This is a genomic window from Bradyrhizobium sp. 18BD, assembly GCF_054185225.1.
On record NZ_JAVAYL010000001.1, the window covers coordinates 459,096 to 485,605 of the forward strand.

Here is a 26,510-nt window from a genome sequence, read left to right on the forward strand (position 1 = left end):
GCTCTCCGATGACCGCCATGATCGAAATTGCCGACGCCAAGAAGACCTTCACGATGCATCTGCAGGGCAGCGTTGAATTGCCTGTCGTCAGCGGCGTGACGTTTCACGTCGATCCCGGCGAATGCGTCGTGCTGTCGGGGCCGTCGGGCGCCGGAAAGTCGTCGATCCTGAAGATGATCTTCGGCAACTACCGCTGCGATTCCGGCCGTATCGGCATCCGCCATCGCGGCGCCGTGGTCGATCTCGCCACCGCCGAGCCGCGGCAGCTGCTCAACATCCGCCGCTCCACCATCGGCTATGTCAGCCAGTTCCTGCGGGCCGTGCCTCGCGTTGCGACCATCGACGTCGTCGCCGAGCCGCTGATCGTCAACGGCATGAGCCGGGCCGATACGCAGGCGCGCGCCGGTGAGCTGCTGCACCGGCTCAACATCCCTGAAAGGCTCTGGCAGCTTCCGCCCGCGACCTTCTCCGGCGGTGAGCAGCAGCGCGTCAACATCGCGCGCGGCTTCATCTCGGATCTGCCGATCCTGCTGCTGGACGAGCCGACCGCCTCGCTCGATGCCGCCAACCGCGCCGTCGTGGTCGAGCTGGTCGCCGAGAAGAAGCGCCGGGGCGTCGCGATGGTCGCCATTGTCCATGACGACGAAATCCGCCATTTGATTGCCGACCGTATCGTTGACGTCACCAGTTTTGCCGCTGCCGCCTGAAGGACGAGGGAAATGAACGCCAAGCCGAAGGAATCATTGATCGCCAACGCCAGGATCGTGCTGGCCGACCGGGTGATCGAGCAGGGCTGGCTCGCTCTTGCCGACGGACGCATCGCCGAGATCGGCGAGGGCAAAGCGCCTGCGGGCGCCGAGGATGCCGGCGGCGATCTCGTCATGCCCGGCCTGATCGAGCTCCACACCGACCATCTCGAAGCGCATTACGTGCCGCGCCCAAAAGTGTTCTGGAATCCGGTTGCCGCCGTCATCTCCTATGACGGCCAGCTCGCGACCTCGGGCATCACCACCGTGTTCGACTCGCTCCGGGTCTGGCGCGAGGACGGCGCCGAGGAAGTCGATGGCCGCGCCGGTGTGCTCGCCGCTGCGATCACCACCGCGCGCGAGGCCAGCCTGCTGCGCGCCGACCACTTCCTGCACCTGCGCTGCGAGATCCCGATGCCGAGCGTGGTCGAGGAGGCCAAGGAGCTGATCGACCGTCCCGACGTCAAGCTGATGTCGCTGATGGACCACACGCCCGGCCAGCGCCAGTTCCGCGACGAGGTCAAGCTGCGCGACTATTATCGCGGCAAGGGCGGCGGCAAGACCGATGCCGAGCTCGACGAGCTGTTCGCAAAGCGCTTCGAGTACCAGAAGAAATATGCCGCGACCAACATGCGCGAGATCGTGGCGCTGGCGCATCAGTACAAGATCCCGCTCGCGAGCCACGACGACACCACCGAGGAGAACGTCACGGACGCCGTGCGCGATCGCGTGTCGGTGGCGGAATTCCCGACCACGCTGGAGGCCGCGCGCGGTCTGCACCAGGCCGGCATCGACATCCTGATGGGCGCGCCGAACGTGGTGCGCGGCGGCTCACACTCCGGCAACATCGCCGCGGTCGATCTCGCCCGCGAAGGCCTGCTCGACATTCTGTCGTCGGACTACATCCCGTCGAGCCTGTTGATGGCGGCGCTGCAATTGCCCGAGCACGTGCCGGCGATCAGCCTTCCGGCCGCGGTTCAGACCGTGACCAAGGCGCCTGCCGAGGCGGTCGGCCTCACCGACCGCGGCGAAGTCGCGACCGGCAAGCGCGCCGATCTGATCCGCGTGCACGTCGCCGGCAGCGTTCCGGTGGTCCGCAGCGTCTGGCGCGAAGGACACCGCGTCGCATGAGCGAGACCGAGACCATGGCACAGAGCACGGCGGGCGGGATCGGACCCGGGCGGCTCGTGCTCGTGGTCGGTCCCAGCGGCGCCGGCAAGGACACGCTGCTGCGCCTCGCGCAGGCGGCCTGCGCCGACGACCAGGATGTCGTCTTTCCGCGCCGTGTCGTGACACGCGCCTCCTCCGCCGACGAGGACAACATCGCGGTGAGCCAGGACGAGTTCGACCGCGCGCAGGAGCACGGCGATTTCGCCGTGCATTGGGAGGCACACGGGCATTCCTATGCCCTGCCGCTCGACATCAACGACGATATCCGCGCCGGGCGCGCGGTCGTCGCGAATGTCTCGCGCACCGTGCTCGGCGCGCTGCGACAAACTTATGCAAACGTCGTCGTGGTCGCGATCACGGCCCCGCCTGACGTGCTGGCGCAGCGGCTTGCCGCGCGCGCCCGGCACAGCGACGGCAATCTCGCGGAACGGCTCTCGCGCAGCGTCGACGATGCGTCGGCCAATGCCGATGTCACCATCCTAAATGCAGGAAGCGCGGACTATCACAGCCGCCAGCTCGTGCGCGTGATCAGGAATGAATGCTGGCAAGAATAGTTGCCGGCACAATAAGGAGAACGGAATGTCGGTGATCGAAACGGTCGAACAGCTCGAGGCCATCTACGGCGCCACCAACGACGCCTCGACCGTGAAAGTCGCCGACCACGTCACGCCGCTCTACCGGATCTTCATCGAGAAGGCGCCTTTTGCCGCGCTCGCCACCATCGGGCCCGAAGGCATCGATTGCTCGCCGCGCGGCGATCTCCCCGGCTTTGTCCGCATCCACGACCCCAAGACGCTGATGCTGCCGGATCGCCGCGGCAACAACCGGGTCGATTCCCTCCGCAACGTCGTGCGCGACCCCAGGGTGTCGCTGATGTTCCTGATTCCCGGCTCCGGCAACGCCGTCCGTGCCAACGGCCGCGCGCATCTCTCGGTCGATCCGGGCTTGCTCGACTCGTTCAAGGTCGAGGGCAAGGCGCCGCGCAGCGTCATGGTGATGGATGTGGAAGAGATTTACTTCCAGTGCGCCCGCGCCATCGTCCGCTCCGACCTCTGGAATCCCGACAAGCGCATCGATCCCAGGACGCTGCCGACACCCGGCCAGATCCTCGCCGAGATGAGCCAGAACAAGGTCGGCGGCGCGGAGTATGACCGCATCTGGCCGGAGCGGGCGGCGGCGACGATGTGGTAAGCCCATGCTCTCTCGTCTCCCTCGCCCCGCTCTTGCGGGGAGAGGGCGGGGTGAGGGGCTCTCTCTGCGTACGAGATCGTCGATAGGCCTGTACCCCCTCACCCGGATCGCATCTTCGATGCAATCCGACCTCTCCCCGCAAGCGGGGCGAGGTGAAGGGGCATCTCGCTCTAATTAAACGCCATCCCGCCGCTCAGCGCCACCGTCTGCCCGGTCATATACGCATTGTCGACCAGCAGCATCACGGCTTTCGCCACCTCGTCCGCGGTGCCGAAGCGGCCGAGCGGGATGCGGCTGACGAGTTGCGGTTGGCCGCTCATCATGTCGGTCTCGATCAGCGACGGCGCGACCGCGTTGACGGTGATGCCTTCCTTGACCAGCCGCGCCGCATAACCGCGCGTCAGTCCCTCCATGCCCGCTTTGGATGCATTGTAGTGCGGCCCGATCGAGCCGGCACCGCGCGCCGCACCCGAGGAGATGTTGACGATGCGGCCCCATTTCCGCGCGCGCATCGACGGCAGCACCGCCTGCGTGCACAGGAAGACGGATTTCAGATTGACCAGAATCGTGCGGTCGAAATCGTCTTCGGTGAGATCGTCGATGCCGCGCGTGATGGCGATGCCGGCATTGTTGACGAGGATGTCGATCGGCCCGAGCCCGGCGGTGACGCGCTCGACCATGTCAGTCACGGCTTCGCGCTGCGAGACATCGGCGGCAACGACGATGGCGCGGCCGCCTGGCTTGACGATCTCGCCCGCCAGTTGCTCGGCCTGTCCGATCTGCTCCCGGCAATTGATCGCCACGGACGCGCCGGCCTCAGCCAGCGCGCGGCAGACGGCCGCCCCGATCCCGCGCGAGCCGCCGGTGACGAGCGCCGTGCGCCCCTTCAGATCATCCGCCATATCAGGACCTCCCAACATCATCGGCTTCGTGGCTGCGGGAAGCCTATCATGCCGGCCGCGTGGGCGCGTTGAACTCATCGCGAGATGAATCCGGCTGTCAGTGCTTGCGGCGGGAGAACCGAGGCGGCGTGCCATTGCCAAATATGGATAGCCATTTCATTGACCAATCGCGGCAATCGCTCGATATTCGCAACATCGAAACTGCTCCTTTGGACCTGAAGCCGCATCATGAGAACCGATCACCAGCGCAATCTCGACGACATGCATGCGTGCATGACGCGGCGCTGTTTCTCGGCGGCAACGGGCGCCTGTTGTTGTTGCTGATCGCCCCCTAGCAGCACCCACACCGTCATTTTCAAGACAGGAACGCCGAGCTTCGGCGGACGAGCAGTCATGTCCCAATCCCAATCGAACGCCTACATCATCGAGATCCAGGACCGCGCTGCCGGCATCATCACAAGAGATGAGCGCGGCTTCCGCTTCTTCTCCTCCGAGCGCCTGTTCGACAGTCTCGAAGGCCGCCAGTTCCGTTCGGCGCGCGAGGCCGAACGCGCCGCGCGCGCCGTGCTGGCCGAGCGGAGCCGCCGCACGAACGCATCTCTTTTCGCCAACTGAACCTGACGCAAAGGACCGCAACATGATTGCACGACGACATATCCTGACCGCCGCGCTGCTGCTCGCAACCACGCTTGGCACGCCCGCGCGCGCCGAGGACAAGCCGGCGGAAATCCGCATCGGCACCCAGAAGGGCGGCTTTTTCCCGGCGGTGCGTCAACGCCAGACGCTCGAAAACGCCTTCAAGCCACTTGGTATCGAGATCAAATGGATCGATTTCCAGTTCGGCCCGCCGCTGCTGGAGGCGATCAATGTCGGCAGTGTCGACTTCGGCTATGTCGGCGATGCCCCGCCGATCTTTGCGCAGGCCGGTGGTGCGAAGATCCGCTATGCCGCCGCGGTGAAATCGGACGGCAACACCCAGGCCATCATTGTGCCGAAGGATTCGCCGATCAAGTCGCTGGCGGATCTCAAGGGCAAGCGCGTCGCCTTCGGCAAGGGATCGAGCGCGCACAATCTGCTGGTGGCCGCGCTCGAAAAGGCCGGCCTGTCCTGGTCCGACATCACGCCGGCGCCGCTCGCGCCCGCGGATGCGACCGCCGCCTTCGTCAAAGGGTCGGTCGATGCCTGGTCGATCTGGGATCCGTATCTCGCGCTGGCCGAACTGAGGGAGAACGCGCGCGTCCTCGTGTTCGACAAGGACGTGCACAAGCCGAACGCCTATTACATCGCCAACACGGATTTCGTCGAAAAATATCCGTCACTGGTCGCCAGGCTCAACACGACCTTTGCGTCCGAAGGCACCTGGGCGAATTCACATCACGAGGAGGTCGCGAAGGCGCAGTCCGAGGCGACCGGCGTGGACGTCGAAGCCGTCAGGCGCTTCGTGAACCGCTCCAGCTATAGCGTGGTTCCGCTCGACGCCGAGGTGATCAAGACCCAGCAGGCCGTGGCCGACCGCTTTGCCAAGCTCGGCCTGATCCCGAAGCCGGTCAATGTGTCCGACATCGTCTGGAAATGGACGCCGGGCTCCTGAAGCAGCGTACCTGGTCAACCTTTGCGGCGCGCCCGGGTGCGCGCCGCCTTCATTGCGGCGGCGGAGCGGACCTTGGCACCTTTGGTGTGGCTCGCCTTCCGTGCGGCAGCCGAACGCGAGGCGGCGGTCCGGCGGCTTGCGGCGCGCTTGCCTTGCTTCGACAGCGCGCTCCGCGATGCGGTCGAACGCGGTTCTTTCTTCAGCACGTCTTCGACGGCGCGCGACACGCGCGGCCGGCGCTTCGGAGCACGTTCGCCCTGGCCAACCTCATAGGCATATTTGGCGCTGCGACGCGTCGACTTCTTGGTTTTTCCTTTGCGTGGCGGCGGCAGATCGACACCGGCACGCCGCGCCTCGGACAGGCCGATGGCAATGGCTTGCTTCGTCGAACGCGCGCCGTGCTTGCCTTTCCTGATCTTGTCGATCTCGTCCTTGACGAATTCGCCGGCCTGCGTGCTCGGCGATTTGCCGGCGCGCTTGTCCTGCTTGGCTTTGCGGATGATGTCTTGTCTTGGCATGCGTCGGGTTCCCTCTTGGAATGACAGGGATGTCCGACCGTAACGCGCTGGCGCAAAGATTGATCCTATCAGGCCCTCAATGCGGCGAGCAGCTCATCCGGCCGCTCGGCCATGATCATGTGGCCGGCGCCCGGCACCACGACGGTCTTTGCATTCGGGATCGCCGCCGCAAGTGCCTTGCCGGCCTTCGCCGGCGTCATCATGTCCCGCTCGCCGAGGATGAGCGTCGTCGGCACCTTCACGGTCGCGGCAGCCTGGAGCGCATTCGCGTAAGCATTGCAGGCCGACAGATCCCTGAACAGCACGCCCGGCTCGCACGCCTTCAGCACGGCCTGCGCGCCGCCATGCATCCAGAGGCCGGGCGCAAGGCTGCCGCCGAGCTCGGCATTGAAGCCGAGGCCCCAGATCGACACCATGTCGTTGGCATCCTGGGAATTGGCTTCGGCAGCCTTGAGCAGATCCGGCCCGACCGTCATGGTCGCGGCGGTGCCGATCAGGCTCAGCGCGGACACCTTGTCGGGGTGGCGCGCGGCGGTCTCGAGCGAGATCAGCGATCCCATCGAATGGCCGATCAGATGCGCCTTCGTGGCGCCGGCGGCATCGAGCAGCGCCGCCGTCCAGTCCGCCATCTCGGCGATGCTTCCCAGCGAGGGGCCGGCCGAGCGGCCGTGGCCGGGCATGTCGGGCGCCAGCACGCCGAAGCCATGATGGGCGAACCAGCGCGTATGCAGCGCCCAGGTCGAATGATCGAAACCCGCGCCGTGGATGAAGACGACCGCCGGCAGGGACTTGTCGAACGCGCGGCCGCCGGTTGCGGCAAACACCTCGGCACCGTTGACGGAAAGTTTCATGGTGTCAGACCTTCTGCGAGATGCGCAGCGCTTGGTTGAGGTCGTCGATGATGTCGGACGCGGTCTCGATGCCGACCGACAGCCGCACCAGCTCCTCGCCGATACCGGCAGCCTTGAGCTGTTCGGCGTCCATCTGCTGATGCGTGGTCGAGGCGGGATGGATCACCAGCGTCTTGGCATCGCCGACATTGGCGAGATGGCTGATCATGCGCAGCGACTCGATGAACTTGCGGCCCGCGGGGCGTCCGCCCTTGATGCCGAAGGAGACGATCGAGCCGGCACCGCGCGGTAGCAACTGCTTTGCGAGCTGATAGTCCGTGTGGTCCTCGAGCGAGGGATGCAGCACCCAGTCGACCGCCTTGTTGGCCTTCAGCGCCTCCAGCACCAGGTGCGTGTTCTGCATGTGACGGTCCATGCGCACGCCGAGCGTCTCCACGCCCTGCAAGAGTTGGAACGCGTTGGTCGGCGACAGGCAGGCGCCGAAATCGCGCAGGCCCTCGGTGCGCGCGCGCATGATGAAGGCCGCCGTGCCGAACTGCTCGTCGAAGACGATGCCGTGATAGCCGCCATAGGGCTCGGTCAGCACGCCGAATTTTCCGGAGCCGCGCCAGTCGAAGCGGCCGCCGTCCACGATCGCGCCGCCGATCGCGATGCCATGGCCGCCGATCCATTTGGTCGCCGAATGCATCACGATGTCGGCCCCGAGCTCGATCGGGCGGCTGAGATAGGGCGTGGCAAAGGTGTTGTCGATCAGCAGCGGGATTTTTGCCTCATGGGCGATCGCCGCGACCTTGGGAATGTCGAGCACCTCGAGCCCTGGATTGCCGATGGTCTCGCCGATCACCAGCCTGGTGTTCGGCTTGATCGCCGCGCGGAACGCGTCGAGATCGCGCGGCTTCACGAAGGTCGTGGTGATGCCGAAGCGCGGCAGCGTATGTGCCAGCAGATTGATGGTGCCGCCATAGAGCGAGCTCGACGCCACGATATGATCGCCGGCATTGAGCAGCGTGGCGATGGCCAGATGCATCGCCGCCTGGCCGCTCGCCGTGCAGATCGCGCCGACGCCGCCTTCCAGTGCCGCGAGCCGTTCCTCCAGGACGCCGGTGGTCGGGTTGGAGATGCGGGTATAGATGTGGCCGGCGCGCTCCAGATTGAACAGCGCGGCGGCGTGGTCGGAATCCTGGAACACGTAGGACGTGGTCTGGTAGATCGGCACCGCGCGGGCGCCGGTCGCGGGATCCGGATGCTGGCCCGCATGCAGGCTCAGGGTTTCGAAGGCAGGCGGTTTCGGCGCGGGCATGCGTGGCCTCGTTGGTCGGTCGCGAGGCGGCTCTTGTGCCACAAAACGGCAGGACAAGTCAGCCCATTGACAGAGCCGCTGTACCCCGCTGTGGCGGTGTGCTCCCTCTCCCCGCGTGCGGGGAGAGGGTTGGGGTGAGGGGGAGTCTCCGCTGGGACGGTGAGAGTTGGACTCGTGGAGAGTCCCCCTCACCCGCCGCGCTTCGCGCGTCGGCCTCTCCCCGCACGCGGGGAGAGGCGAAGCGGCGCCGCCTGGGCTTCACCCGAAGCTACCCGCGAATGGCCTGCTCGATGACGCGCGCTTCCCGCAGCAGGATCTCCGCAACCTCCTGTTCGCGGCGGGGGCCGAGCCTCGTCCGAACGGCGGAGACGGTCATGGCCGCGGCCGGCTGCCCGTCCGGCGTCTTGATCCAGGTCGAGATCGATTTCGTGCCCTGCACCAGGCCGATCTCTCTCATATAATAACCGCGCTTGCGCGCCGCGGCGACCTGGCCCAGCACGCTCGCGGCGTCGGTCTGGTAGGCTTCAAACCGCTTCTCGTTGGCTGCGACGATTTTTCGCGCGTCCGGCGCCGGCATCGCGGCGAGGATGGCGACGCCCGCGCTGGAGACGCCGAGTGGCCGGCGCGCGCCGATTTCGATCGACAGCACCTGGATCGGGTAGACGCCGATCCTGCGATCGACGCACAGCGTGTCGTTGCCGGTCCGCACCGTCAGGAACAACGTGTCGCCGATCTCGGTGGAGGCGCGCTGCAGCGACGGGTTCGCGGCGACCAGCAGTCGCGAAGGCCGCGGGCGTGCGAGCGCAAGCTCCGGCACCTGGTTGCCGATCGCGTAGCGGCCGCTTTTGCCGTGCCGTTCGACGATGCCTTCCTCGATCAGCACATGGACGATGCGATGCACGGTCGGACGGGTCAGGCCGGTCGCTCGTACGACCTCGGCCAATGGCACACCGTCTTCGCGACCTGCGGCAAGAATGCGCAGCACCGAGAGCGCGCGCCGGATCGCCTGTGCACCTTGTCGCGGTTCCAGCGCGCTCCGGGCGGATCTTCTGGAATTTGCTCTGTCCATAATGTGGACAAGAACGCCATAATTCACTCGACAGGTAAAGCGCTCATCTGGAGATTGCGCGGCGGTCGAGCGCCCTGCGCACCGTCAAGGCGTTCGAAGTGAATTGGAAGCGCCGCCGGGAGGTTAACATGAGATTAATCGCGATTGCCATAGCAGCCGTCATTGCGATGCTGGCAGGGCCTGCTTCGGCCCAGCAATGGCCGGCCCGCAGTGTCAAGCTGATCGTGCCCTATCCGGCCGGTGGCAATGTCGACAGCGCCGCGCGCATCATCGCCGACAAGCTCCAGGAAAAGCTCGGCCAGCCCTTCATCATCGAGAACAAGGCCGGTGCCGGCGGCATGATCGCGGGCGAGGCGTTCGCGAAATCGGCCCCCGACGGCTACACGCTGTTCGTCGGCGCCAACGGCCCGGTGCTGTTCGCGACCGAGATCAACAAGCGCGAAGCCTATAACTGGAAGAAGGACTTTTTGCCGATCTCGACGGTGTCGATGACGCCGCTGGTGCTCGAGGTGCATCCGTCGGTGCAGGCCAACACCTTCAAGGAATTCATCGACCTCGCCAAGCGCGAGCCCGGCAAGCTGACGATGGCTTCGCCCGGTCCCGGCACCACCAACCATCTGCTCAGTGAGCTGATGCAGTCGAACCTCGACCTGCAATGGGTCACCGCGCATTACCGCGGCAACGCGCCGGCGATCAACGATCTGCTCGGCGGCCAGGTGCAGTTCGCGTTCGACCAGCTCACCGTCAGCCTCCAGCACATCAAGGCCGGCCTGTTCCGCGCGCTTGCGGTCACCAGCCCGCATCGCCTCAAGTCGCTGCCCGATGTCCCGACCTTCGCCGAGCTCGGCTATAAGGATTTCGACGGCCAGACCTTTACCGGCCTGTTCGCCCCCGCCGGCACGCCGGCGCCGATCGTGGATAAGCTGCACGAGACGCTGGTCGCGATCCTGAAGGACCCGGCCGTAGTCGACAAGTTCGAGAAGCTCGGCGGCGAAGCGACGCCGATGACGCCGGACGAGTTCAAGGCCTATCTTGAGCGCGAGGACGCCAAGTGGATTCCGGTCGTGCGCAAGGCCAACATCAAGGCTGACTGATCGATGCGGATCGACCCCACCGAGCTCGGCGCGGAGCGCATCTACCGGCTGATGACCGGCATCGTGGTGCCGCGCCCGATCGCGTGGGTCACGAGCCTGTCGAGCAAAGGCGTGCTCAACCTCGCGCCGTTCAGCGCCTTCACCTTCGTCTCGCAGAAGCCGCCGATGCTGGCCATCAGCGTCGGCCGCAAGGGCGCCGACTACAAGGACACCGCGCACAACATCCTCGATACCGAGGAATATGTGATCCACATCGCCGATACCCCGCTGATGTCCGCGGTGCACGACAGCTCAATCGAGCATCCGCCTGAGGTCAGCGAGGTCGAGCATCTCGGCCTTGAGACGATCGCGAGCGAGCGCATCAAGGTGCCGCGCCTTGCGGCGGCTCCGGTCGCGATGGAATGCCGCTTCAGGCAGTGCCTCGAATTCGGCGAGGCGAAGAGCCGCCTGATCATCGGCGAGGTCGTGATGTTTCATCTGCGCGACGGCCTCGTCAACGACGGCAAGGTCGAGACCAAGGCGCTCGACCCGATCGCGCGTATCGGCGGTCCGCGCTACGCCACGCTCGGCGAGATCGTGACGCTGAACACGGTCTTCCAGACTCCCAAATCGAAAGACTGAGCGCGCAGCCTCGGCGGCGCTTAAGACCATTGGAGAACGACGATGCGACTCGTGAGCTATCTGGTGGACGGAGAGCTGCGCTATGGCGCTGCTGTTGAAGGCGGCGTGGTCGATCTGACCAGGCGGATCGGCCGCGACTTTTCCGATGTGAAGGCGCTGATTGCGGCCAATGCGCTCGCCGACGCGCAGGAAGCTGTCGCCGGACAAAAGCCCGACTACGCGCTGGACAAGCTGACGCTGCTGCCGCCGGTGCTGGCGCCGGAAAAGCTGTGGTGCATCGGCGTCAACTACGCCGAGCGCAACGCCGAATATAAGGACAATTCGGACCTGCCCAAATATCCGAGCCTGTTCGTGCGCAGCATGTCGTCGATGACGGGCTCCGGCCAGACGCTCGAGAAGCCAAAAGTGTCGGAACAGCTCGACTATGAAGGCGAGCTCGTCATCGTGATCGGGCAGGGCGGCCGCCATATCCCGCGCGAGAAGGCGTGGTCGCACATCTTCGGCATGACGCTGTGCAACGAGGGCACGATCCGCGACTGGCTGCGCCACGGCAAGTTCAACGTCACGCAAGGCAAGAATTTCGACCGCTCCGGCAGCATCGGCCCGTGGATCGTCACCGCGGACGAGCTCGACCCGCGCGGACCGCACGACATCATCACCCGCGTCAACGGCGAGGTGCGGCAGCAGGACACGACCGAGCGGCTGATGTTCCCGTTCGACTATCTGATCTCCTATCTCTCGACCTTCGCCACGCTGAAGCCCGGCGACATGATCGTGACGGGCACGCCGACCGGGGCAGGCGTTCGCTTCGATCCGCCGCGCTGGCTGAAAGTCGGCGACGTCGTCGAGGTCGAATCGAGTCGCATCGGCGTGCTGCGCAATACCGTCGCTGCGGAGAGCTAAGTTATGCTGGATACCGCCACGATCGAACGCCTTGCCGCGCGCCTCGATGAGGCCGAGCGCACCAAGGCGTTGATCCCGATGTTCACGAAAGAATATCCCGATTTCAGCATCGAGGATGCCTACGCCGTCCAGCGCGCCTGGACGAAACTCCAGCTCGGCCGCGGCCGCGTCATTAAGGGCCACAAGATCGGCCTGACCTCGAAGGCGATGCAGAACGCGGTCGGCATCAACGAGCCCGATTACGGCGTGCTGTTCGCCGACATGTTCTATGCCGACGCCACGCCGATCCCGTTCGACCGCTTTCACGCACCGCGCATCGAGGTCGAGCTCGCCTTCGTGCTGAAGGCGCCGCTGCGCGGGCCCGATTGCACCATCTTCGACGTGCTCAACGCCACCGACTACGTCACGCCGGCGCTGGAGATTTTGGAAACGCGTATGCATCGCGTCGACCCTGAGACTGGCAAGACCCGCAAGGTCATGGACACGATCTCGGACAACGCGGCCAACGCCGCGCTGGTGCTTGGCGGCCGGCCGATCCGCCCCATGGATGCCGATTTGCGCTGGATCGGCGCGCTCTTGTTCCGCAACGGCGAGGTCGAGGAGACCGGGCTTGCCGCCGGCGTGCTCAATCATCCCGCGAACGGCATCGCCTGGCTCGCTAACCGCCTCGCGCCTCATGACGAGCATCTCGCCGCCGGCGAAATCGTGCTGGCGGGATCGTTCACGCGTCCGGTCGACATCCGTCGCGGCGACACCTTCCATGCCGACTATGGCGCGTTCGGCTCGGTGTCGTGCCAATTCGTCTGAACCAATAACAAGAGGAAGCGCACCATGACCGGTCAATCGCGGCGCAAGAGCATCCATATCGGCGGCTTCAAGCACGCCAACCCGATTCCGAACGCCTGCCGCATCGGCAATCTCGTGATGTCAGGCGTCATCCTCGGCCGCGACGCCGCCGGTGTAATGCCCGAGAGCCTGGACGCGCAATGCGCCAACATGTTCGCGCATATGAAGGCGACGGTGGAAGCCGCCGGCGGCACCACCGACGACATCATCAAGATGACGGTGTGGCTGAAGGACCGCACGCAACGCGCACCCGTCAATGTCGAATGGCTCAAGATGTTTCCGGACGAGCATTCGCGCCCGGCGCGCCACGCGCTGCCGATGGACAACATGGACGGCGGCGCGCTGGTGCAGTGCGACTTCACCGCCGTGATCGACTGAAGGAGCGTTTGCATGCCGACCTATATGCCGTTCGATCCCAATCCGCGCCGCCCGATCAAGGCGCCGCCGCCGAAGACCGTCGACAGCCAGTTCCACGTGCTGGGTCCGCTGGAGAAATATCCGGAGCGCCCCGGTGCCGCCTATCGGATGCCGACCGCGACCTGGGAGGCGGCGCTGCGCGTGCACAAGACGCTCGGCATCGAGCGCGGCATCATCGTGCAGACCACGACTTACGGCGCCGACCATTCCGTCGTGCTCGATGGCCTCGCGGCGATGGGCCCGAACTATCGCGGCTGTGCCAACGCGCTGGTGTTCGCCGAGGCGAGCGACTCCTATCTCTCCACGCTGCATGACGCCGGCGTCCGTGGCGCGCGCTTCAGCTTCCGCCAGGAGCTCGGCGCCGTGCTGTCCGATGCCGATTTTGCCCGCGCCATCGCGCGCATCCGCGAGCTCGGCTGGTATGTGAAAATCCAGCCCGAGAAGGACGGCATCATCTCCAGCGTCGCCAAGTACGAAAATCTCGACGTGCCGGTGCTGATCGACCACATGGCGCGGCCCGTGCCCTCGAACGGCAAGGACGATCCCAACCTGCGCAAGATGCTGGAGCTGCTCAAGAGGGGCAATTTCTGGGTCATGCTCTCGCTCGGCGAGAAGACCTCGCAGGCAGGCCCGCCCTATGACGACGTCATCCCGATCGCGCGCACCTATATCGAAGCGGCGCTCGACCGTTGCGTCTGGGCCAGCGACTGGCCGCATCCGGTCTCGGTGAAGCAGCCGCCGAACGATGCCGATCTGCTCGAGCTGATGTTCCGCTTCGCGCACGACCAGGCCGAGCTGGAGAAGATTTTGGTGCACAATCCGGCCAAGCTGTTCGGGTTTCCGGATTAGTCAGCCCCGCCGTCATTGCGAGGAGCCCGCGACAAAATTGCGAAGCAATTTTGCGCTGGCGACGAAGCAATCCAGACTGCCTCCACGGAGGCAACCTGGATTGCTTCGCGGAGCCTGTCATCGGGCCGCGCTTCGCGCGGACCCGGTGGCTCGCAATGACGAGCGTGGTCTTCGCACTCATACCATCGGCTGCTTCGCCAGCCGGTCCCGCACCCCGGCGGCGATCTCGAACGAGCGCAGCCGGGCGGCGTGGTCGTAGATCTGCCCCGTCGTCATCAGCTCGTCCGCGCCGGTCTCCGCGATCAGCGCCTTCAGCCTCTCCTCGACGACCTCGGGCGTGCCGACCGCGGAGCAGGACAGCGACTGGCCGACGCCGGCCTTCTCGGCCGGCGACCACAGCGCGTCCATGTCGTCGACCGGCGGCGGCAGCGGGCCGGGCGTGCCGCGGCGCAGGTTGATGAACTGCTGCTGCAGCGAGGAGAACATGCGCTGCGCCTCGGCGTTGCTGTCGGCGGCGAACACGTTGACGCCGACCATCGCGTAGGGCTTGTCGAGCTGGGCCGAGGGCTCGAAACGCGCGCGATATTCGCGCAGCGCCGGCATCATCATCTGCGGCGCGAAATGCGAGGCGAAGGCGAAGGGCAGGCCGAGCATCGCCGCAAGCTGCGCGCCGAACGTGCTCGAGCCCAAAATCCACAGCGGCACCTGCGTCCCCATGCCGGGCACGGCGCGGATCGCCTGGTTCGGCTGCACGTCGCCGAGCAGCGCCTGCAATTCCAGCACGTCATGCGGAAAGTTCTCGGCCGCGATGGCAAGGTCGCGCCGCAGCGCCCGCGCGGTGAACTGGTCGGTGCCCGGCGCCCGCCCGAGCCCGAGATCGATCCGCCCGGGATAGAGCGACTCCAGCGTGCCGAACTGCTCGGCGATGACGAGCGGTGAATGGTTCGGCAGCATGATCCCGCCGGAGCCGACGCGGATCGTCTTCGTCCCGCCCGCGACATGCCCGATCACCACCGACGTCGCCGCGCTGGCGATTCCCGTCATGTTGTGGTGCTCGGCGAGCCAGAACCGCTTGTAGCCCCAACTCTCCGCATGCTGGGCAAGATCGAGCGAATTGCGGAACGCCTGCGAGGCGTTGGAGCCCTGCTTGATAGGTGCGAGGTCGAGCACGGAAAACGGGATCATGGGGAAGTTACCGGAGAAGGGGAATCTGGGAATGACGGAGGCTGCGAACAAGACATGTAATGTCAGCGCGTAGGATGGGTAGAGCGAAGCGAAACCCATCATGTTTCGGCTCGCAACGCTCCGATGGGTTTCGCTTCGCTCTACCCATCCTACAAGGCCGTTCGCGTTGCCCGCCCCGTTCACAACACTGTTATTGCGGCCCGTTGCGCCCGTCGTCGCAACTGGGCGTTTCGTGCCTGTTGTTGTATCCTTGACGCAGCCACGGCCCGGTCGCCCGGAGGAACTGACATGACCATTGTCGTACTCAACCGCCGCAATCTCCTCGTCGCCGGCGGCTGCTCCATTCTGGCAGCCGGAGCTTCCGGGCTCCTGTTGCCGGCCCGCGCCGACGGTCTCGCACCGACCGAGACGATGTCGGGCGGGGCGAACAATTACCGCAAGGGCGCGGCGATCGTGGAGCGGATCGGCAAGGGCGGCTTCTGGATGAGCGGCACCGTGCGGCGCGCCGGCGACGGCGCTCCGCTCGCCGGGCAGCGCATCCAGATCTGGGCGCACACGGTCGAAGGCCAGGAGCACGAGCCGCAGAGCCATGGCGCTACGCTCACCGACAAGGACGGCAAATTCCGGCTCGAGATGCCGCAGATCATTCCGATCTTCGGCCAGCCGCACGGCCACCTCGCCTATGACAGCGGTGAGTTCAAGACCGTCTTCCTGCGGCCGGTGATGCGGAGTCCGAAGGAGACGAGCCTCGAGGCGCACTTCGTCCTGCAGCCGGCCTGAGCGAACTTGCGAATGACGCGGTGGAGACTGGCCCGGGTGGTCCTCATCTGGGGCGCTCTCGCCGTGGCCATCGGCGTGCCGATCGCCGCGGCTGCGACAAGCGAGCAGCTCGCATGGCGCGGCCCGATCTACATCCTCGCCGGATTTGCCGGCATCGTCGCGCTCGGTCTCGTGCTGGTGCAGCCTCTCCTGATCGGCGGATATCTGCCGGGATTTTCTGCCTATCGCGGACGGCGCGCCCATCACTGGATCGGCGGCGCGCTTGCTCTGGCGGTGGTGATCCATGTCGCCGGCCTCTGGATCACCAGCCCGCCCGACATGATCGACGCGCTGACTTACGCGTCGCCGACGCCGTTCTCCCCCTTCGGCGTCACCGCGATGTGGGCCATTTTCGTCGTGGCGCTGCTGGCCTCACTGCGCCGGCGATTGGGCCTGCGGCCGCGAACCTGGCGCTTCGTTCATATGCCGCTGGCGATCGTCATCGTCGCAGGAAGCGTCGCCCATTGCCTGCTGATCGAGGGCACGATGGAGACGATCTCGAAGGCAGCGCTGTGCGCGCTCGTCCTCGCGGCAACCGTCAAAGCCATGGTCGATCTGCAGGTGTGGCGAAAGCGAAGGGCGCTCCGCGGCGAGAGTGTCGCGCGGCAGTAAGCCGGGCAGAATTGATCGCGATGAGATTTTCGGGCCTGGCTACCCGAAAAAGCAGCAGTGTGTGTCTTCCCGAACGACGTCAAGGAACTCTTCGATCGATGCCGCTTCCGGGTGCGGCTGATAACCGTGCCATTTCAGATCGGCGCGTTGCCAATACACCTTCCAGTTCTGCTTGCTCTTGTTGTAGGTCGCTTTTGCAACTGGTTGTTCGATCGTCTTGCCTTCGTCGCGCCAATGGGCTCGAATCTCGTATATTTCGACGCTTTGACCGGCGATGCGGAATGCAAGGTCAACCTTGGCACGGAGATGCGCTGGTGGTCGCCGCTGCTGGATGAATTCAGCGACCAGCTTTTCGCAGCGCTTTATTTCGAACTCCGAGAGTGTCATGGTCGATTAGCGCCGAATGCCATATTGCCGTTGATCCCACAGACGCTGTACATCGTATTTCGATTGCGATGATGGTGGCACTTCGCCGATTTGACAAGTTGATCATATCGGCAATGGGATGGGTAGAGTTCGTAGCCCGGATGGAGCGAAGCGCAATCCGGGGCGACTGTATCCGCAGCCGATGGCCCCGGATTACGCTTCGCTCCATCCCGGCTACGCCGCTCGCTTGCCGCAGATGGCGTCGGGGCGTATCCTCGCGCCATGGTTGTCAGTGCCCCCGATCTGAAAGCGTTCCTGCTCGCGACGCCGTTCTTCGGTGGGCTTCCGGACCCCAGTCTCGACCTCATGATCTCGATGCTGGTCGAGCGCCGCTTCGATGCCGGCGCGACCGTCGTCGCGGAAGGCGAGGCGGGGCGTTCGATGTTCATCGTCAGATCCGGCCGGCTGGCGGTGAGCAAGCGGGCGCATGCGGGCAACGTCATCCCGATTTCCGCTCTGCAGCCCGGTGATTTCTTCGGCGAGATGACGCTGATCGAAATGCAGAACCGCTCCGCCACGGTGGTCGCGGAGAGCCCGACTGTGCTGTACGAGCTCACCGCCCAAAATCTCTACGCCTGCTACAAGGCCGACATCCATGCCTATGCGATCGTCCTGCAGAACATCAATCGCGAGCTATGCCGGCGCCTGCGCCGCGCCGACGATCGGTTTGTCGGACATCAGGCGGGGGACGACAATTGACGGTGCACAGGATGGGGAGAGCGTAGCGAAACCCCATCGGCAGCCCGGTATGGCGCCCGTCGATTGTCCCGGATATAGCGGGAAGTTCCGACAAACTGCGCCTGGAGCATCGCTAGGATGACGTCTGCAAATCCCGAGCTCATTATTTTCGATTCGGACGGTGTTCTGGTCGATAGTGAGATCATCGCGCTCACCGTCTTTGCCCGTATCGCAGCCGAGGAGGGCGTGGCGATCAGTGTGGAAGACGCCGTACGTTCCTTCCGCGGGGTAAAGATGGCGGATTGCGTGCGCGAAATTGAGCGCCGGCTTGGCCGTGGCGTCCGAGATACTTTCATAGCCGACGTTCGACAGGCAACAGCAATCGCTTTTGACGCTGAATTGAAGCCCGTCGAGGGAATTCATGAAGCGTTGGCTGAAATCATCATTCCGGTTTGTGTGGCGTCTAATGGACCCATGTCGAAGCTCACGCATGCGCTCGGATTGACCAAACTTCTCGGGCACTTCGAAGGGCGCATTTTCAGTGCGTACGAGGTCGGTTCGTGGAAGCCGGATCCCGGTCTGTTTCTGCATGCAGCGCAAACGATGGGTGCGCATCCTTCACATTGCATCGTTGTTGAGGATTCCTTGTCCGGAGCCCGCGCGGCGAAGGCCGCAGGAATGAGAGTCCTGGGTTTTGCCGGAGGCGATCTGGACGCCGAACTGGGGTTGGCGGCGATCTGCGACGGCGTCTTTCATCGGATGGGCGACCTTCCGGCCTTGCTGCCGTGTCCTGTGGAGACAGCGTAGCCGGCCGGCCGGATCGGGACAGCGCGCAGCATGGATCGAGCGCAGCGAAACCCATCGTGCCTCGGCACCGAACAAGCCGTCGATGGGTTTCGCTTCGCTCTATCGATCCTACGAGCTGCCCAATCGCTCCTCATTCATAAAACGCTCCCACGGCCAGAATCATTGCCGCGCGACGCCAAGCATCAGATGCGTCCGGCCCGGAACTGGTGCCGCGCGAGGTGGCTTCGGCCCAGGCTGCTGCAGCCTTCAGGAATTGGCCGATCGAGCCGTTTTCCCAGCCGTTTGCTCCAGCCGCGCATGGCGAGGATGGCTTCACCAACTCCTTTTGCCGCTGATCCTCCCAATCCTCCGCCATCAATTGCAGGAGCTGAATGAATCCCTTCTCATCTACGACTTTCTCGGCTGTTGGCATCAAATCATGCACCACTGCGACCTCCGAATCAGCATGCGTAGGATGGGCTTTGCTTCGATCATCCCATCCGACAAGCCGTCTCGCCGGTCGGGCTACAGCAGCGCCAATGAGTGCAGCGAGTTTCTATGAAGGCCGAAGGCAACCAGGCCGGAGAGAAGCAGTGCAGTTCCAGTCACGATCAGGCAACACGCAAACACTATGGGAGCCTCTGGTTCGTCATCCACTGGAGATACGATAATAGATAAAATTTTACCGACAATCGAAAGGAAGGATTAACCTTACCCGCGCGGCCCAACAGGTCGGAGGCACCGGGTCTTTGGACGGGTCGACGGGTTTGTGCTCGCCATGCAGGCCAATTTGCCCGTCGGGCAGAACACGCCAAAGGCAGTCAACACTCCCCCGCGAATCCGTCATCGGCTCGAGGCGCAGGCGACGCGATAACGACAAAGCTTTTCGAAAATCATTCTGGAGTTGGCGCTGTGGGATGGAAATCACCACAGCGCCAAGCCCGTTAGTGCATGTGGCCGATGAGATAAACGCCGCCACCTAAAACGATTACAGCCGGTACGGCCCAAAGCAAAAGTACAGGCATCGAAAAGCCCTCGTTAGTTCGACGTGCAGACCTTGACGGTCTTCATGCCCGTTTCAGCTTCGGCGCGGGTCTTGTAGACCGTGTCGCCGCTGACCACCGTCGTTTCCGTGGTGGTCGGCTTGGATTCAGTGATCGTGCACTTCTTCGTCTTCACGTCCTGCACGACGTAGAACGATTGCGCAAACGCAGGCGCTGCAATTGACGTCAGCACGGCGACGGCGATCATCGTTTTGATATTCATTCGGTCTTCCTCCGTTAGCCCAACCAGCGGGCTCGTTTCGAAAACTCGGAAAGATTGCCAGTTGTTCCCGATTGAGCCGAACTTACCTGTCGGCGCTGCGTTATCGTGTCGAACAGGAGGAGGCTTCGATGCTGGACGTACGGCTGGTTGCGACTTGCGTAGCGATGTCCGTCGCCTTGATGTCGGTCGCGTTGGCCGAGCCGACGAAGGATCAAGCTCCATCCAATAGTCAGAGCTCGACCGAAGCTCGTCCGATACGCGTGATCCTCCCGGCTCCGTGGGAGTCCGCCTATCCGCAGGCCGACACGCGGCCGGCGAAGTGAGGAAGGAGAGGCAGGCGGTGCTCTTCATGCCGAGCGCCCCCTGATAGAATTGCTTGGAGCGCTCTGATGGATAGGAGTTCAATCTATGACGAGCTGGGTCGCGTTGAACGCGATGTGGTGCAAGGGGAGCGCCGACTTGCAGAACTGGAGCGGCAGATCATTGACCTGAAGCGCGAAGGTCAGGACACGACAAGTGCCGAATTGGAGTTGGATACGCTGCGTGAAAACCAGCGCCTGCGCGATCAGGATCGACAGCGGCTCCTTTGGATGCTGCAGCCCTGACGAAAACGGCCCGCTGCCGTAGCAGCGAGCCGTTGTTCTCGCGTAGATCGATGCGACTTACTTCTTTTCGGGCACCCAAGTGGTGCTTGCCCTGTCGTATTTGAAGCCCGGTGCGTCCTTGAGCGTGTCCTTTGTCTCGTCGATGGTGAGCCACCATTTGTCGTTCTTCTTGGCGGTCTTCACCGCGCTGAAGGGCACGATGACATCCTTCTCGCCAGCACCGAGGAATCCGCCAACGCCGAGCACGAGGCCTGTGATCTTGCCGGACTTATCGATGAGCACGTCGTCGATGTCGCCGATCTTGCTCTCCTTGGGATCGTAGACGGCCTGCTTGTAATAGTTGGTCACCGTCCAGCTTTCCGATGGCGCCGACTTCACTGTGGTCGTTGCGGCATGAGCGGCAGTGGCGACTGCAATCGCGAGTGCACCCGCCATAACGAGCTTCTTCATTTTGGTCCTCCTCAACCAATTGGTTGCACGGGCAACGGGAGAAAATGGCAAAGGTTCCGGGCCATTCCCGTTTAAGCCCAGAAGTCCCGTTACGGGCGGTTATCGCGGCCGGGAGGCACGCCAATTTGCCCGTCGGGCAAAACACCCCAGACCCCGTCAATCCTTCCCCGCAAAAATATTCTACTTTACCGAAATTCGGAATTGCGGCATTCTCTCCGCCACCCCGGCCCGCGGAGAGGGGCGATCGTACGTCGTGTCGAACGAGGGCTGGGGTGCGGTGGACGCGGCAGCGCCGGGCATGGAAGGCGGGACCAGGGCGAGATGAACCTCGTGAGGTCCTTGCTCCCAGCGGAACGGACGGCGCCTGTGTCTGGGGAAACTCTGGATCAAAGCCGGACGTGTCCGGCGAAGCTACCAGAGCGAAGCCGGATGGCTGCGTACGGCGAAAGCGCGTGGTCCTGACCGTCGTTGCTACGGTCAAGCCTTGCGGAGATGTCTTGAGGCTCGACCGGGCCGCGGGGCATCGCCAATTCGCGAGGTGACGGAGGCCAGAAGGAACTCGGCTCCGGGGAGAGCGCGTATAAGCCGTCAGACCGCCGCGCAGGGAAGGCCGGGTGTTTTCCGGCCCACCTGTTTTCCGCCTGCGCATTTGCGTGTGCAAATTCCTGGCGCAGCGGACCACGGGTGCCAGCCGGCACCCGGCCTTCCCTGCGCCCTCTTCAAGGAAGAGGGTGAAGGACAAGAGCAAAACTCGGGCGTTTCGGGCCGCGAGAACGCTGATCTGTGCGTGACCTAAGAAAATGGTGCTGCCAGACAGGATTGAACTGTCGACCTCTCCATTACCAATGGAGTGCTCTACCACTGAGCTACGGCAGCATGTGCTGGGACAAGAATCGGCCGCCAGGGGGGCCTACCAAGCGGGCCGATATCTGCCACAAGCCCCCCTCCTGTGCAAGCTTGCTTGGCCTGCCAAAACGAGAAAATCGGGCCGATATCGAGGCCAAAATGCCCGTTTTCGCGCGAAACGACCGGCTTTCTACGGATTCTGGCTCCGCTTATCCCCCGCCAACTGGCCAGTTGGCCTCGGATGCGGATTCGGTCCATTTCGAGTTTCGCACGATCGGTTCGCGTCCGCCTCTTGAGCTGCCGCATTCCTTGGGCATGTTAGCGCCGATGGCAGCGCTGGATCCGTGATGGCTGACGAAAACGACAAGAGACTGGACTCGAAGCAGGAGAAGGCATCCCGCGACGATCGCCTGAAATCGGCGCTGCGCGAAAACCTGAAGCGGCGGAAGCTGCAGGCGCGCGAACGCGCCGCAATGGGCGCCCCCTCGCAGGATGACGATGCAATCCTAAATGAGGAGGCCACCGGCAAGACCGGCGGTTGAAATCCGATCGACTGAATTTTTGGAGTGCATGAGAGTGGCGATGGGGCAGGACGAACAACAACGAACCGAGGCTGATGCGCAGATGGCGCGGTTCATCCGCCCTGAGCAGACCTTTCCGACGCTGACGCCAGCCGAGATCGAGCGCATCCGGGCTTTCGCGGAACCCCGCTCCTATGCCGACGGCGAATTCCTGTTCGAGACCGGCAAGCCCGGGCCGGGCATGTTCGTCGTGCTGAAGGGCCATGTCGCCATCACCCAGCGCGACGGGCTCGGTCATGTCACGCCGCTGATCGACCAGGGGCCGGGACAGTTCTTGGCCGAGCTCAGCCAGCTCTCAGGCCAGCCGGCGCTGGTCGACGGCCGCGCCGAGGGCGAGGTCGAGACGCTGCTGCTGCCGCCGCACCGGCTGCGCGCGCTGCTGGTCGCCGAGGCCGAGCTCGGCGAGCGCATCATGCGCGCGCTGATCCTGCGCCGTGTCAATCTGCTCCAGGGCGGCGTCGGCGGCCTCGTGCTGATCGGTCCCTCGCATTCGGTCGGCGTCGTCCGCTTGCAGGGGTTTCTCACCCGCAACGGCCAGCCGCATCACCTGCTCGATCCCGAGCACGATCGCGACGCCGCCGAAGTGATCGCGCGCTATTCGCCCAAGCCCGAGGACTGGCCGTTGGTCGTCGCTGCCTCAGGCGAAGTGCTGCGCAACCCCAGTGAGACCGAGGTGGCGCGCGCCATCGGCATGATCGGCGGCCCGAAGGACGGGCGGATCTACGATGTCGCGGTGGTCGGCTGTGGACCGGCGGGACTTGCGACGGCGGTCTATGCGGCGTCCGAAGGGCTTTCGGTCGCCGTGCTCGACACCCGCGCCTTCGGCGGCCAGGCCGGTGCCAGCGCGCGCATCGAAAACTATCTCGGCTTTCCGACCGGCATTTCCGGCCAGGCGCTGACTGCGCGCGCCTTCACCCAGGCGCAGAAATTCGGCGCCGACATCATGATTCCCGTCACGGTGAAGTCGCTCGACTGCACCCGCAAGGACGGTGCGTTTGCGGTGGCGCTGGACGGCTGCGATGCCCTGCGCTCGCGCGCGGTCGTGGTGGCGAGCGGCGCGCGTTATCGCCGGCCTGACATCGAAAACCTCGACAAGTTCGAGGGGCGCGGCGTCTGGTATTGGGCTTCGCCCGTCGAGGCGCGGCTCTGCGCCGGCGAAGAGGTGGCGCTGGTCGGCGCCGGCAATTCGGCCGGCCAGGCCGCCGTGTTCCTGTCGGGCCATGCCAAGCGTGTGCTGATGATCATCCGCGGCGGCGGCTTAGGAGCCTCCATGTCGCGCTATCTCATCGAGCGCATCGAGGCGACGCCGAACATCGAGCTGATGTTCAACACCGAGATCACCGCGCTCGAAGGCGACGAGGCCTCGCTGCTGCGGCGGATCCACTGGAAGAGCCGGCTGTCCGATGACGGCGATTCCGCCGACATCCGCAATCTCTTCTTGTTCGTCGGCGCCGATCCTGCCACCAGCTGGCTCGATGGCTGCGGCGTCACGCTCGATCGCGGCGGCTTCGTCGTGACAGGCGCGCAGTCCGAGCTCAACCAGGGCAAGCTGGTGGCGCCGCTCGAGACCTCGGTGCCCGGCGTCTACGCGGTCGGCGACGTCCGCTCCGGCTCGGTCAAGCGCGTCGGCGGCGCCATCGGCGAAGGCGCGCAGGTCGTGGCCTCCCTGCACGGCTATCTCGGCGACGCCGCAAAACCGGCGCTTTAGTCAAGGACAAGACAAGTAAATGGCAAGTCGAATCTGGCTTGCCATCTTGCCGTGTCCCACAGACACTCCCCTCATCCTGAGGAGCCGCGACAGCGGCGTCTCGAAGGATGAAGGCCCGGAACGTTGAGCCGGGCCTGCATGGTTCGCGCGGCGATGCGAAGCTTCGTCCGCAGGGGCGCTCACGCGCCTCCTGACCATGAGGGTCAACATAGAACAAGATTCAATCGGGAGGACTAAATGGCCGAACTCGTCGTGCTCTACAAGACGCCCAAGGACACTGCCGCCTTCGACAAGCATTATGCCGAGACCCACATTCCGCTCGCCAAGAAGCTTCCCGGCCTGAAGAAATACGCCGTCAGCACCGGCGCGGTCGGCTCCCCCGCCGGACCATCAGGTGTCCACCTCGTCGCCATCCTCAGCTTCGACAGCGTCGGCGACATCCAGAAGGCCTTCGGCAGCGAAGCCGGCAAGGCGGCCGCGGGCGACGTGCCGAAGTTCGCCAGCGGCGGCGCCGACCTCCTGATCTTCGACACCAAGGAAGTGTGAATCCAGGATTCGACTTTCGTCGAAACCTGCAAGCCCGTAGCCCGGATGGAGCGCAGCGTAATCCGGGACTCGCTTGCTTGTGGCACGACCCCGGATTTCGCTGCGCTCCATCCGGGCTACGAACCACAAACTGCTCTCGTTTGTGACCGCGCTGCAAAAAAAATCAGCCATGCGTTTGTCGATTCGCACGATGACGCATGGCTACCCGCGCAAGTGTGACGACAGCGCAGGTGGCAATCTGATGAGGACCGTAATATCAATCTCCTGATCTCAGAGCAGAGAGGAGAGATGTCATGGTTCTTGGGTTGAGCCTGCCTGCCTTCACGTTGGTCCATGTCATCATCAGCCTGATCGCGATCGCCGCCGGCCTCGTCGTGATGTTCGGCCTGCTCGGCTCGAAGTCGTTGCCCGGCCTCACCGCGATCTTCCTGCTGTTCACGATCCTCACCAGCGCCACCGGCTTCCTGTTCCCGTTCAAGGAATTGTTGCCCTCGCACATCATCGGCATCATCTCGCTGGTGCTGCTCGCGATCGCCTGCTTCGCGCTCTACGGCATGAAGCTCTCCGGCGTCTGGCGTCCGGTCTACATCGTGACCGCGATGATCTCGCTCTACTTCAACGTCTTCGTGCTGGTGATCCAGTCGTTCCTGAAGGTGCCAGCGCTCGCCGCGCTCGCGCCCGCCGTGCCGCCGGCGCCGCCCTCCGGCCCGGTGTTCGCCGTGGTGCAGGGCATCGTGCTGGTGTTCTTCGTGGTGCTCACGATCGGCGCCTGGCGCCGCTACAAGCCGATGGCGTTTGTCTGATCACACGATCGTTGTCACGCCGGGGTGATGCGAGCCATCGCACATGGCAGATCGCACACCCATCTTGCGGACCATCGGCCCGCGCCTGCGCGCGTGCCATCACGCGATGATTTCCACCGAAAGGATGCAACCCATGCCCACCATCACCACCAAAGACGGCGTCGAGATCTTCTACAAGGATTGGGGCTCGGGCCAGCCGATCGTGTTCAGCCATGGTTGGCCACTCTCGTCCGACGATTGGGACGCGCAGATGATGTTCTTCGTCACCCGCGGCTACCGCGTCGTCGCCCATGACCGCCGCGGCCACGGCCGCTCGGCGCAGGTCGCCGACGGTCACGACATGGATCATTATGCCGACGATCTCGCGGCTGTGACCGCGCATCTCGACCTCAAGAACGCCATCCATGTCGGTCATTCCACCGGCGGCGGCGAGGTCGTGCACTACATTGCGCGCCACGGCGAGAGCCGGGTGGCGAAGGCCGCGATCCTTTCCGCGGTGCCGCCCCTGATGGTGCAGACCGCGGCCAATCCCGGCGGCCTGCCGAAGAGCGTGTTCGACGACCTCCAGAAGCAGCTTGCCGCCAGCCGCACGCAATTCTATCGCGATCTCCCCGCCGGCCCGTTCTACGGCTACAACCGTCCCGGCGCCAAGCCGTCCGAAGCGGTGATCCAGAACTGGTGGCGTCAGGGCATGATGGGCGGCGCCAAGGCGCATTACGACGGCATCGTCGCGTTCTCGCAGACCGACTTCACCGAGGACCTCAAGAAGATCAACGTCCCCGTGCTGGTCATGCACGGCGACGACGACCAGATCGTGCCTTACGCGGATTCCGGCCCGCTCTCGGCCAAGCTGCTCAAGAACGGCACGCTGAAGACCTACAAGGGTTTTCCGCACGGCATGCCGACCACGCACGCCGAGACGATCAACGCCGACCTGCTGGCGTTCTTCAAGGAGTGAGTGGACAAGGGTCGCGCGTGTCTTCCTTCTCCCCTTGCGGGAGAAGGTGGCGCGAAGCGCCGGATGAGGGGTTCTCTCCGCGAGTCCGAATGAGAGGTTCACTCGCGGAGACAGACCCCTCACCCGTCTCGCCGCTACGCGGCGAGCCACCCTCTCCCACAAGGGGAGAGGGG

General features: G+C 64.4%; 33 protein-coding genes and 1 tRNA gene. 22 read left to right on the forward strand and 12 right to left on the reverse strand.

Going from position 1 to position 26,510, the window contains the following annotated elements; all coding sequences use genetic code 11:
* Positions 1–8: 8 nt before the first annotated feature.
* From phnL to RAD16_RS02200, 4 genes are read left to right on the forward strand one after another with little or no spacing between them, the layout of a single operon-like run.
* Positions 9–707, forward strand: a complete 699-nt coding sequence (gene phnL, locus RAD16_RS02185) for a phosphonate C-P lyase system protein PhnL (protein WP_458156239.1) — start codon at positions 9–11, stop codon at positions 705–707.
* A gap of 12 nt (positions 708–719) precedes the next feature.
* Positions 720–1,877, forward strand: a complete 1,158-nt coding sequence (locus RAD16_RS02190) for an alpha-D-ribose 1-methylphosphonate 5-triphosphate diphosphatase (RefSeq protein WP_458156240.1) — start codon at positions 720–722, stop codon at positions 1,875–1,877.
* Positions 1,874–2,470 carry a phosphonate metabolism protein/1,5-bisphosphokinase (PRPP-forming) PhnN gene (phnN, locus tag RAD16_RS02195; protein WP_458156241.1) on the forward strand — a complete coding sequence of 199 codons (597 nt, stop codon included), beginning with the start codon at positions 1,874–1,876 and terminating at the stop codon, positions 2,468–2,470. The genes RAD16_RS02190 and phnN overlap by 4 nt, the downstream gene beginning before the upstream one ends.
* 25 nt (positions 2,471–2,495) lie before the next feature.
* Entirely contained in the window at positions 2,496–3,107 is a 612-nt protein-coding gene (locus RAD16_RS02200) for a pyridoxamine 5'-phosphate oxidase family protein (RefSeq protein ID WP_458156242.1), read from the forward strand.
* Positions 3,108–3,277: 170 nt separating this feature from the next.
* Here the strand turns inward: RAD16_RS02200 and RAD16_RS02205 are convergent, their stop codons facing one another.
* On the reverse strand, positions 3,278–4,009 hold the full coding sequence (locus tag RAD16_RS02205; protein ID WP_458156243.1) for an SDR family NAD(P)-dependent oxidoreductase: 732 nt from the start codon (positions 4,007–4,009) through the stop codon (positions 3,278–3,280).
* Positions 4,010–4,248: 239 nt separating this feature from the next.
* On the reverse strand, positions 4,249–4,404 hold the full coding sequence (locus tag RAD16_RS02210) for a hypothetical protein (protein WP_458156244.1): 156 nt from the start codon (positions 4,402–4,404) through the stop codon (positions 4,249–4,251).
* Between RAD16_RS02210 and RAD16_RS02215 the strand changes: the two genes are divergently transcribed.
* Together RAD16_RS02215 and RAD16_RS02220 are read left to right on the forward strand one after the other, a co-directional pair.
* Positions 4,403–4,624 (forward strand): hypothetical protein, encoded by a 222-nt coding sequence (locus RAD16_RS02215; RefSeq protein ID WP_458156245.1) that lies wholly within the window; start codon positions 4,403–4,405, stop codon positions 4,622–4,624. The genes RAD16_RS02210 and RAD16_RS02215 overlap by 2 nt on opposite strands.
* Positions 4,625–4,646: 22 nt before the next feature.
* Complete coding sequence (locus RAD16_RS02220; protein WP_458156246.1) at positions 4,647–5,600, forward strand: sulfonate ABC transporter substrate-binding protein; 954 nt, start codon at positions 4,647–4,649, stop codon at positions 5,598–5,600.
* Positions 5,601–5,614: 14 nt separating this feature from the next.
* Here the strand turns inward: RAD16_RS02220 and RAD16_RS02225 are convergent, their stop codons facing one another.
* The 4 genes from RAD16_RS02225 to RAD16_RS02240 form a co-directional block, all read right to left on the reverse strand.
* Positions 5,615–6,118: a DUF6496 domain-containing protein gene (locus tag RAD16_RS02225; protein ID WP_458156247.1), complete on the reverse strand. Its 504-nt coding sequence runs from the start codon at positions 6,116–6,118 to the stop codon at positions 5,615–5,617.
* A 68-nt stretch (positions 6,119–6,186) separates the two neighbouring features.
* The gene (locus tag RAD16_RS02230) at positions 6,187–6,969 is read right to left on the reverse strand and encodes an alpha/beta fold hydrolase (RefSeq protein WP_458156248.1); all 783 of its coding nucleotides are present in this window, start codon (positions 6,967–6,969) and stop codon (positions 6,187–6,189) included.
* Between the two features lie 4 nt (positions 6,970–6,973).
* On the reverse strand, positions 6,974–8,269 hold the full coding sequence (locus RAD16_RS02235) for an O-acetylhomoserine aminocarboxypropyltransferase (protein WP_458156249.1): 1,296 nt from the start codon (positions 8,267–8,269) through the stop codon (positions 6,974–6,976).
* A gap of 268 nt (positions 8,270–8,537) precedes the next feature.
* Positions 8,538–9,338: an IclR family transcriptional regulator gene (locus tag RAD16_RS02240; protein ID WP_458156250.1), complete on the reverse strand. Its 801-nt coding sequence runs from the start codon at positions 9,336–9,338 to the stop codon at positions 8,538–8,540.
* A 128-nt stretch (positions 9,339–9,466) separates the two neighbouring features.
* Between RAD16_RS02240 and RAD16_RS02245 the strand changes: the two genes are divergently transcribed.
* The 6 genes from RAD16_RS02245 to RAD16_RS02270 are packed head-to-tail and all read left to right on the forward strand — an operon-like array spanning position 9,467 to position 14,068.
* Positions 9,467–10,432, forward strand: coding sequence for a Bug family tripartite tricarboxylate transporter substrate binding protein (locus RAD16_RS02245; RefSeq protein ID WP_458156251.1), 966 nt, complete (start codon positions 9,467–9,469; stop codon positions 10,430–10,432).
* A 3-nt stretch (positions 10,433–10,435) separates the two neighbouring features.
* Positions 10,436–11,053 (forward strand): flavin reductase family protein, encoded by a 618-nt coding sequence (locus RAD16_RS02250; protein WP_458156252.1) that lies wholly within the window; start codon positions 10,436–10,438, stop codon positions 11,051–11,053.
* A 42-nt stretch (positions 11,054–11,095) separates the two neighbouring features.
* Complete coding sequence (locus tag RAD16_RS02255; protein ID WP_458156253.1) at positions 11,096–11,956, forward strand: fumarylacetoacetate hydrolase family protein; 861 nt, start codon at positions 11,096–11,098, stop codon at positions 11,954–11,956.
* Positions 11,957–11,959: 3 nt separating this feature from the next.
* Entirely contained in the window at positions 11,960–12,763 is an 804-nt protein-coding gene (gene hpaH, locus RAD16_RS02260; RefSeq protein ID WP_458156254.1) for a 2-oxo-hept-4-ene-1,7-dioate hydratase, read from the forward strand.
* A 24-nt stretch (positions 12,764–12,787) separates the two neighbouring features.
* On the forward strand, positions 12,788–13,180 hold the full coding sequence (locus tag RAD16_RS02265; RefSeq protein ID WP_458156255.1) for a RidA family protein: 393 nt from the start codon (positions 12,788–12,790) through the stop codon (positions 13,178–13,180).
* A 12-nt stretch (positions 13,181–13,192) separates the two neighbouring features.
* On the forward strand, positions 13,193–14,068 hold the full coding sequence (locus RAD16_RS02270) for an amidohydrolase family protein (RefSeq protein ID WP_458156256.1): 876 nt from the start codon (positions 13,193–13,195) through the stop codon (positions 14,066–14,068).
* A gap of 177 nt (positions 14,069–14,245) precedes the next feature.
* Here the strand turns inward: RAD16_RS02270 and RAD16_RS02275 are convergent, their stop codons facing one another.
* Positions 14,246–15,253, reverse strand: coding sequence for an LLM class flavin-dependent oxidoreductase (locus RAD16_RS02275; protein ID WP_458156425.1), 1,008 nt, complete (start codon positions 15,251–15,253; stop codon positions 14,246–14,248).
* Positions 15,254–15,541: 288 nt separating this feature from the next.
* Here RAD16_RS02275 and RAD16_RS02280 point away from each other — a divergent pair, with 288 nt between their 5' ends.
* Both RAD16_RS02280 and RAD16_RS02285 read left to right on the forward strand, forming a co-directional pair.
* The gene (locus tag RAD16_RS02280; RefSeq protein WP_458156257.1) at positions 15,542–16,033 is read left to right on the forward strand and encodes a Twin-arginine translocation pathway signal; all 492 of its coding nucleotides are present in this window, start codon (positions 15,542–15,544) and stop codon (positions 16,031–16,033) included.
* A 12-nt stretch (positions 16,034–16,045) separates the two neighbouring features.
* A complete protein-coding gene (locus RAD16_RS02285; protein WP_458156258.1) occupies positions 16,046–16,684 on the forward strand; it encodes a ferric reductase-like transmembrane domain-containing protein in 639 nt (212 codons plus the stop codon).
* Positions 16,685–16,723: 39 nt separating this feature from the next.
* Here the strand turns inward: RAD16_RS02285 and RAD16_RS02290 are convergent, their stop codons facing one another.
* Entirely contained in the window at positions 16,724–17,071 is a 348-nt protein-coding gene (locus RAD16_RS02290; protein ID WP_458156259.1) for a DUF3024 domain-containing protein, read from the reverse strand.
* A 261-nt stretch (positions 17,072–17,332) separates the two neighbouring features.
* Between RAD16_RS02290 and RAD16_RS02295 the strand changes: the two genes are divergently transcribed.
* The gene (locus tag RAD16_RS02295) at positions 17,333–17,809 is read left to right on the forward strand and encodes a Crp/Fnr family transcriptional regulator (protein WP_458156260.1); all 477 of its coding nucleotides are present in this window, start codon (positions 17,333–17,335) and stop codon (positions 17,807–17,809) included.
* Positions 17,810–17,926: 117 nt separating this feature from the next.
* Positions 17,927–18,595 (forward strand): HAD family hydrolase, encoded by a 669-nt coding sequence (locus tag RAD16_RS02300; RefSeq protein WP_458156261.1) that lies wholly within the window; start codon positions 17,927–17,929, stop codon positions 18,593–18,595.
* Positions 18,596–18,725: 130 nt separating this feature from the next.
* Here the strand turns inward: RAD16_RS02300 and RAD16_RS02305 are convergent, their stop codons facing one another.
* Both RAD16_RS02305 and RAD16_RS02310 read right to left on the reverse strand, forming a co-directional pair.
* Positions 18,726–19,022 carry a hypothetical protein gene (locus RAD16_RS02305; RefSeq protein WP_458156262.1) on the reverse strand — a complete coding sequence of 99 codons (297 nt, stop codon included), beginning with the start codon at positions 19,020–19,022 and terminating at the stop codon, positions 18,726–18,728.
* Positions 19,023–19,612: 590 nt separating this feature from the next.
* Positions 19,613–19,840: a hypothetical protein gene (locus RAD16_RS02310; RefSeq protein ID WP_458156263.1), complete on the reverse strand. Its 228-nt coding sequence runs from the start codon at positions 19,838–19,840 to the stop codon at positions 19,613–19,615.
* 389 nt (positions 19,841–20,229) lie between these two features.
* On the opposite strand from RAD16_RS02310, the gene RAD16_RS02315 reads away from it, so the two are divergent.
* Positions 20,230–20,445: a hypothetical protein gene (locus tag RAD16_RS02315; RefSeq protein WP_458156264.1), complete on the forward strand. Its 216-nt coding sequence runs from the start codon at positions 20,230–20,232 to the stop codon at positions 20,443–20,445.
* A 57-nt stretch (positions 20,446–20,502) separates the two neighbouring features.
* Here the strand turns inward: RAD16_RS02315 and RAD16_RS02320 are convergent, their stop codons facing one another.
* Together RAD16_RS02320 and RAD16_RS02325 are read right to left on the reverse strand one after the other, a co-directional pair.
* The gene (locus RAD16_RS02320; RefSeq protein WP_458156265.1) at positions 20,503–20,895 is read right to left on the reverse strand and encodes a PRC-barrel domain-containing protein; all 393 of its coding nucleotides are present in this window, start codon (positions 20,893–20,895) and stop codon (positions 20,503–20,505) included.
* Between the two features lie 801 nt (positions 20,896–21,696).
* Positions 21,697–21,771 (reverse strand) — tRNA-Thr (locus RAD16_RS02325).
* A gap of 317 nt (positions 21,772–22,088) precedes the next feature.
* Between RAD16_RS02325 and RAD16_RS02330 the strand changes: the two genes are divergently transcribed.
* From RAD16_RS02330 to RAD16_RS02350, 5 genes are all read left to right on the forward strand, one after another.
* Complete coding sequence (locus RAD16_RS02330; RefSeq protein ID WP_458156266.1) at positions 22,089–22,283, forward strand: hypothetical protein; 195 nt, start codon at positions 22,089–22,091, stop codon at positions 22,281–22,283.
* 40 nt (positions 22,284–22,323) lie between these two features.
* Positions 22,324–24,030 (forward strand): FAD-dependent oxidoreductase, encoded by a 1,707-nt coding sequence (locus RAD16_RS02335; protein ID WP_458156267.1) that lies wholly within the window; start codon positions 22,324–22,326, stop codon positions 24,028–24,030.
* Between the two features lie 237 nt (positions 24,031–24,267).
* Positions 24,268–24,576: an EthD family reductase gene (locus RAD16_RS02340; RefSeq protein WP_458156268.1), complete on the forward strand. Its 309-nt coding sequence runs from the start codon at positions 24,268–24,270 to the stop codon at positions 24,574–24,576.
* A gap of 293 nt (positions 24,577–24,869) precedes the next feature.
* The gene (locus RAD16_RS02345; protein ID WP_458156269.1) at positions 24,870–25,379 is read left to right on the forward strand and encodes a hypothetical protein; all 510 of its coding nucleotides are present in this window, start codon (positions 24,870–24,872) and stop codon (positions 25,377–25,379) included.
* 133 nt (positions 25,380–25,512) lie between these two features.
* Positions 25,513–26,337: an alpha/beta fold hydrolase gene (locus tag RAD16_RS02350; RefSeq protein WP_458156270.1), complete on the forward strand. Its 825-nt coding sequence runs from the start codon at positions 25,513–25,515 to the stop codon at positions 26,335–26,337.
* Positions 26,338–26,510 lie beyond the last annotated feature (173 nt).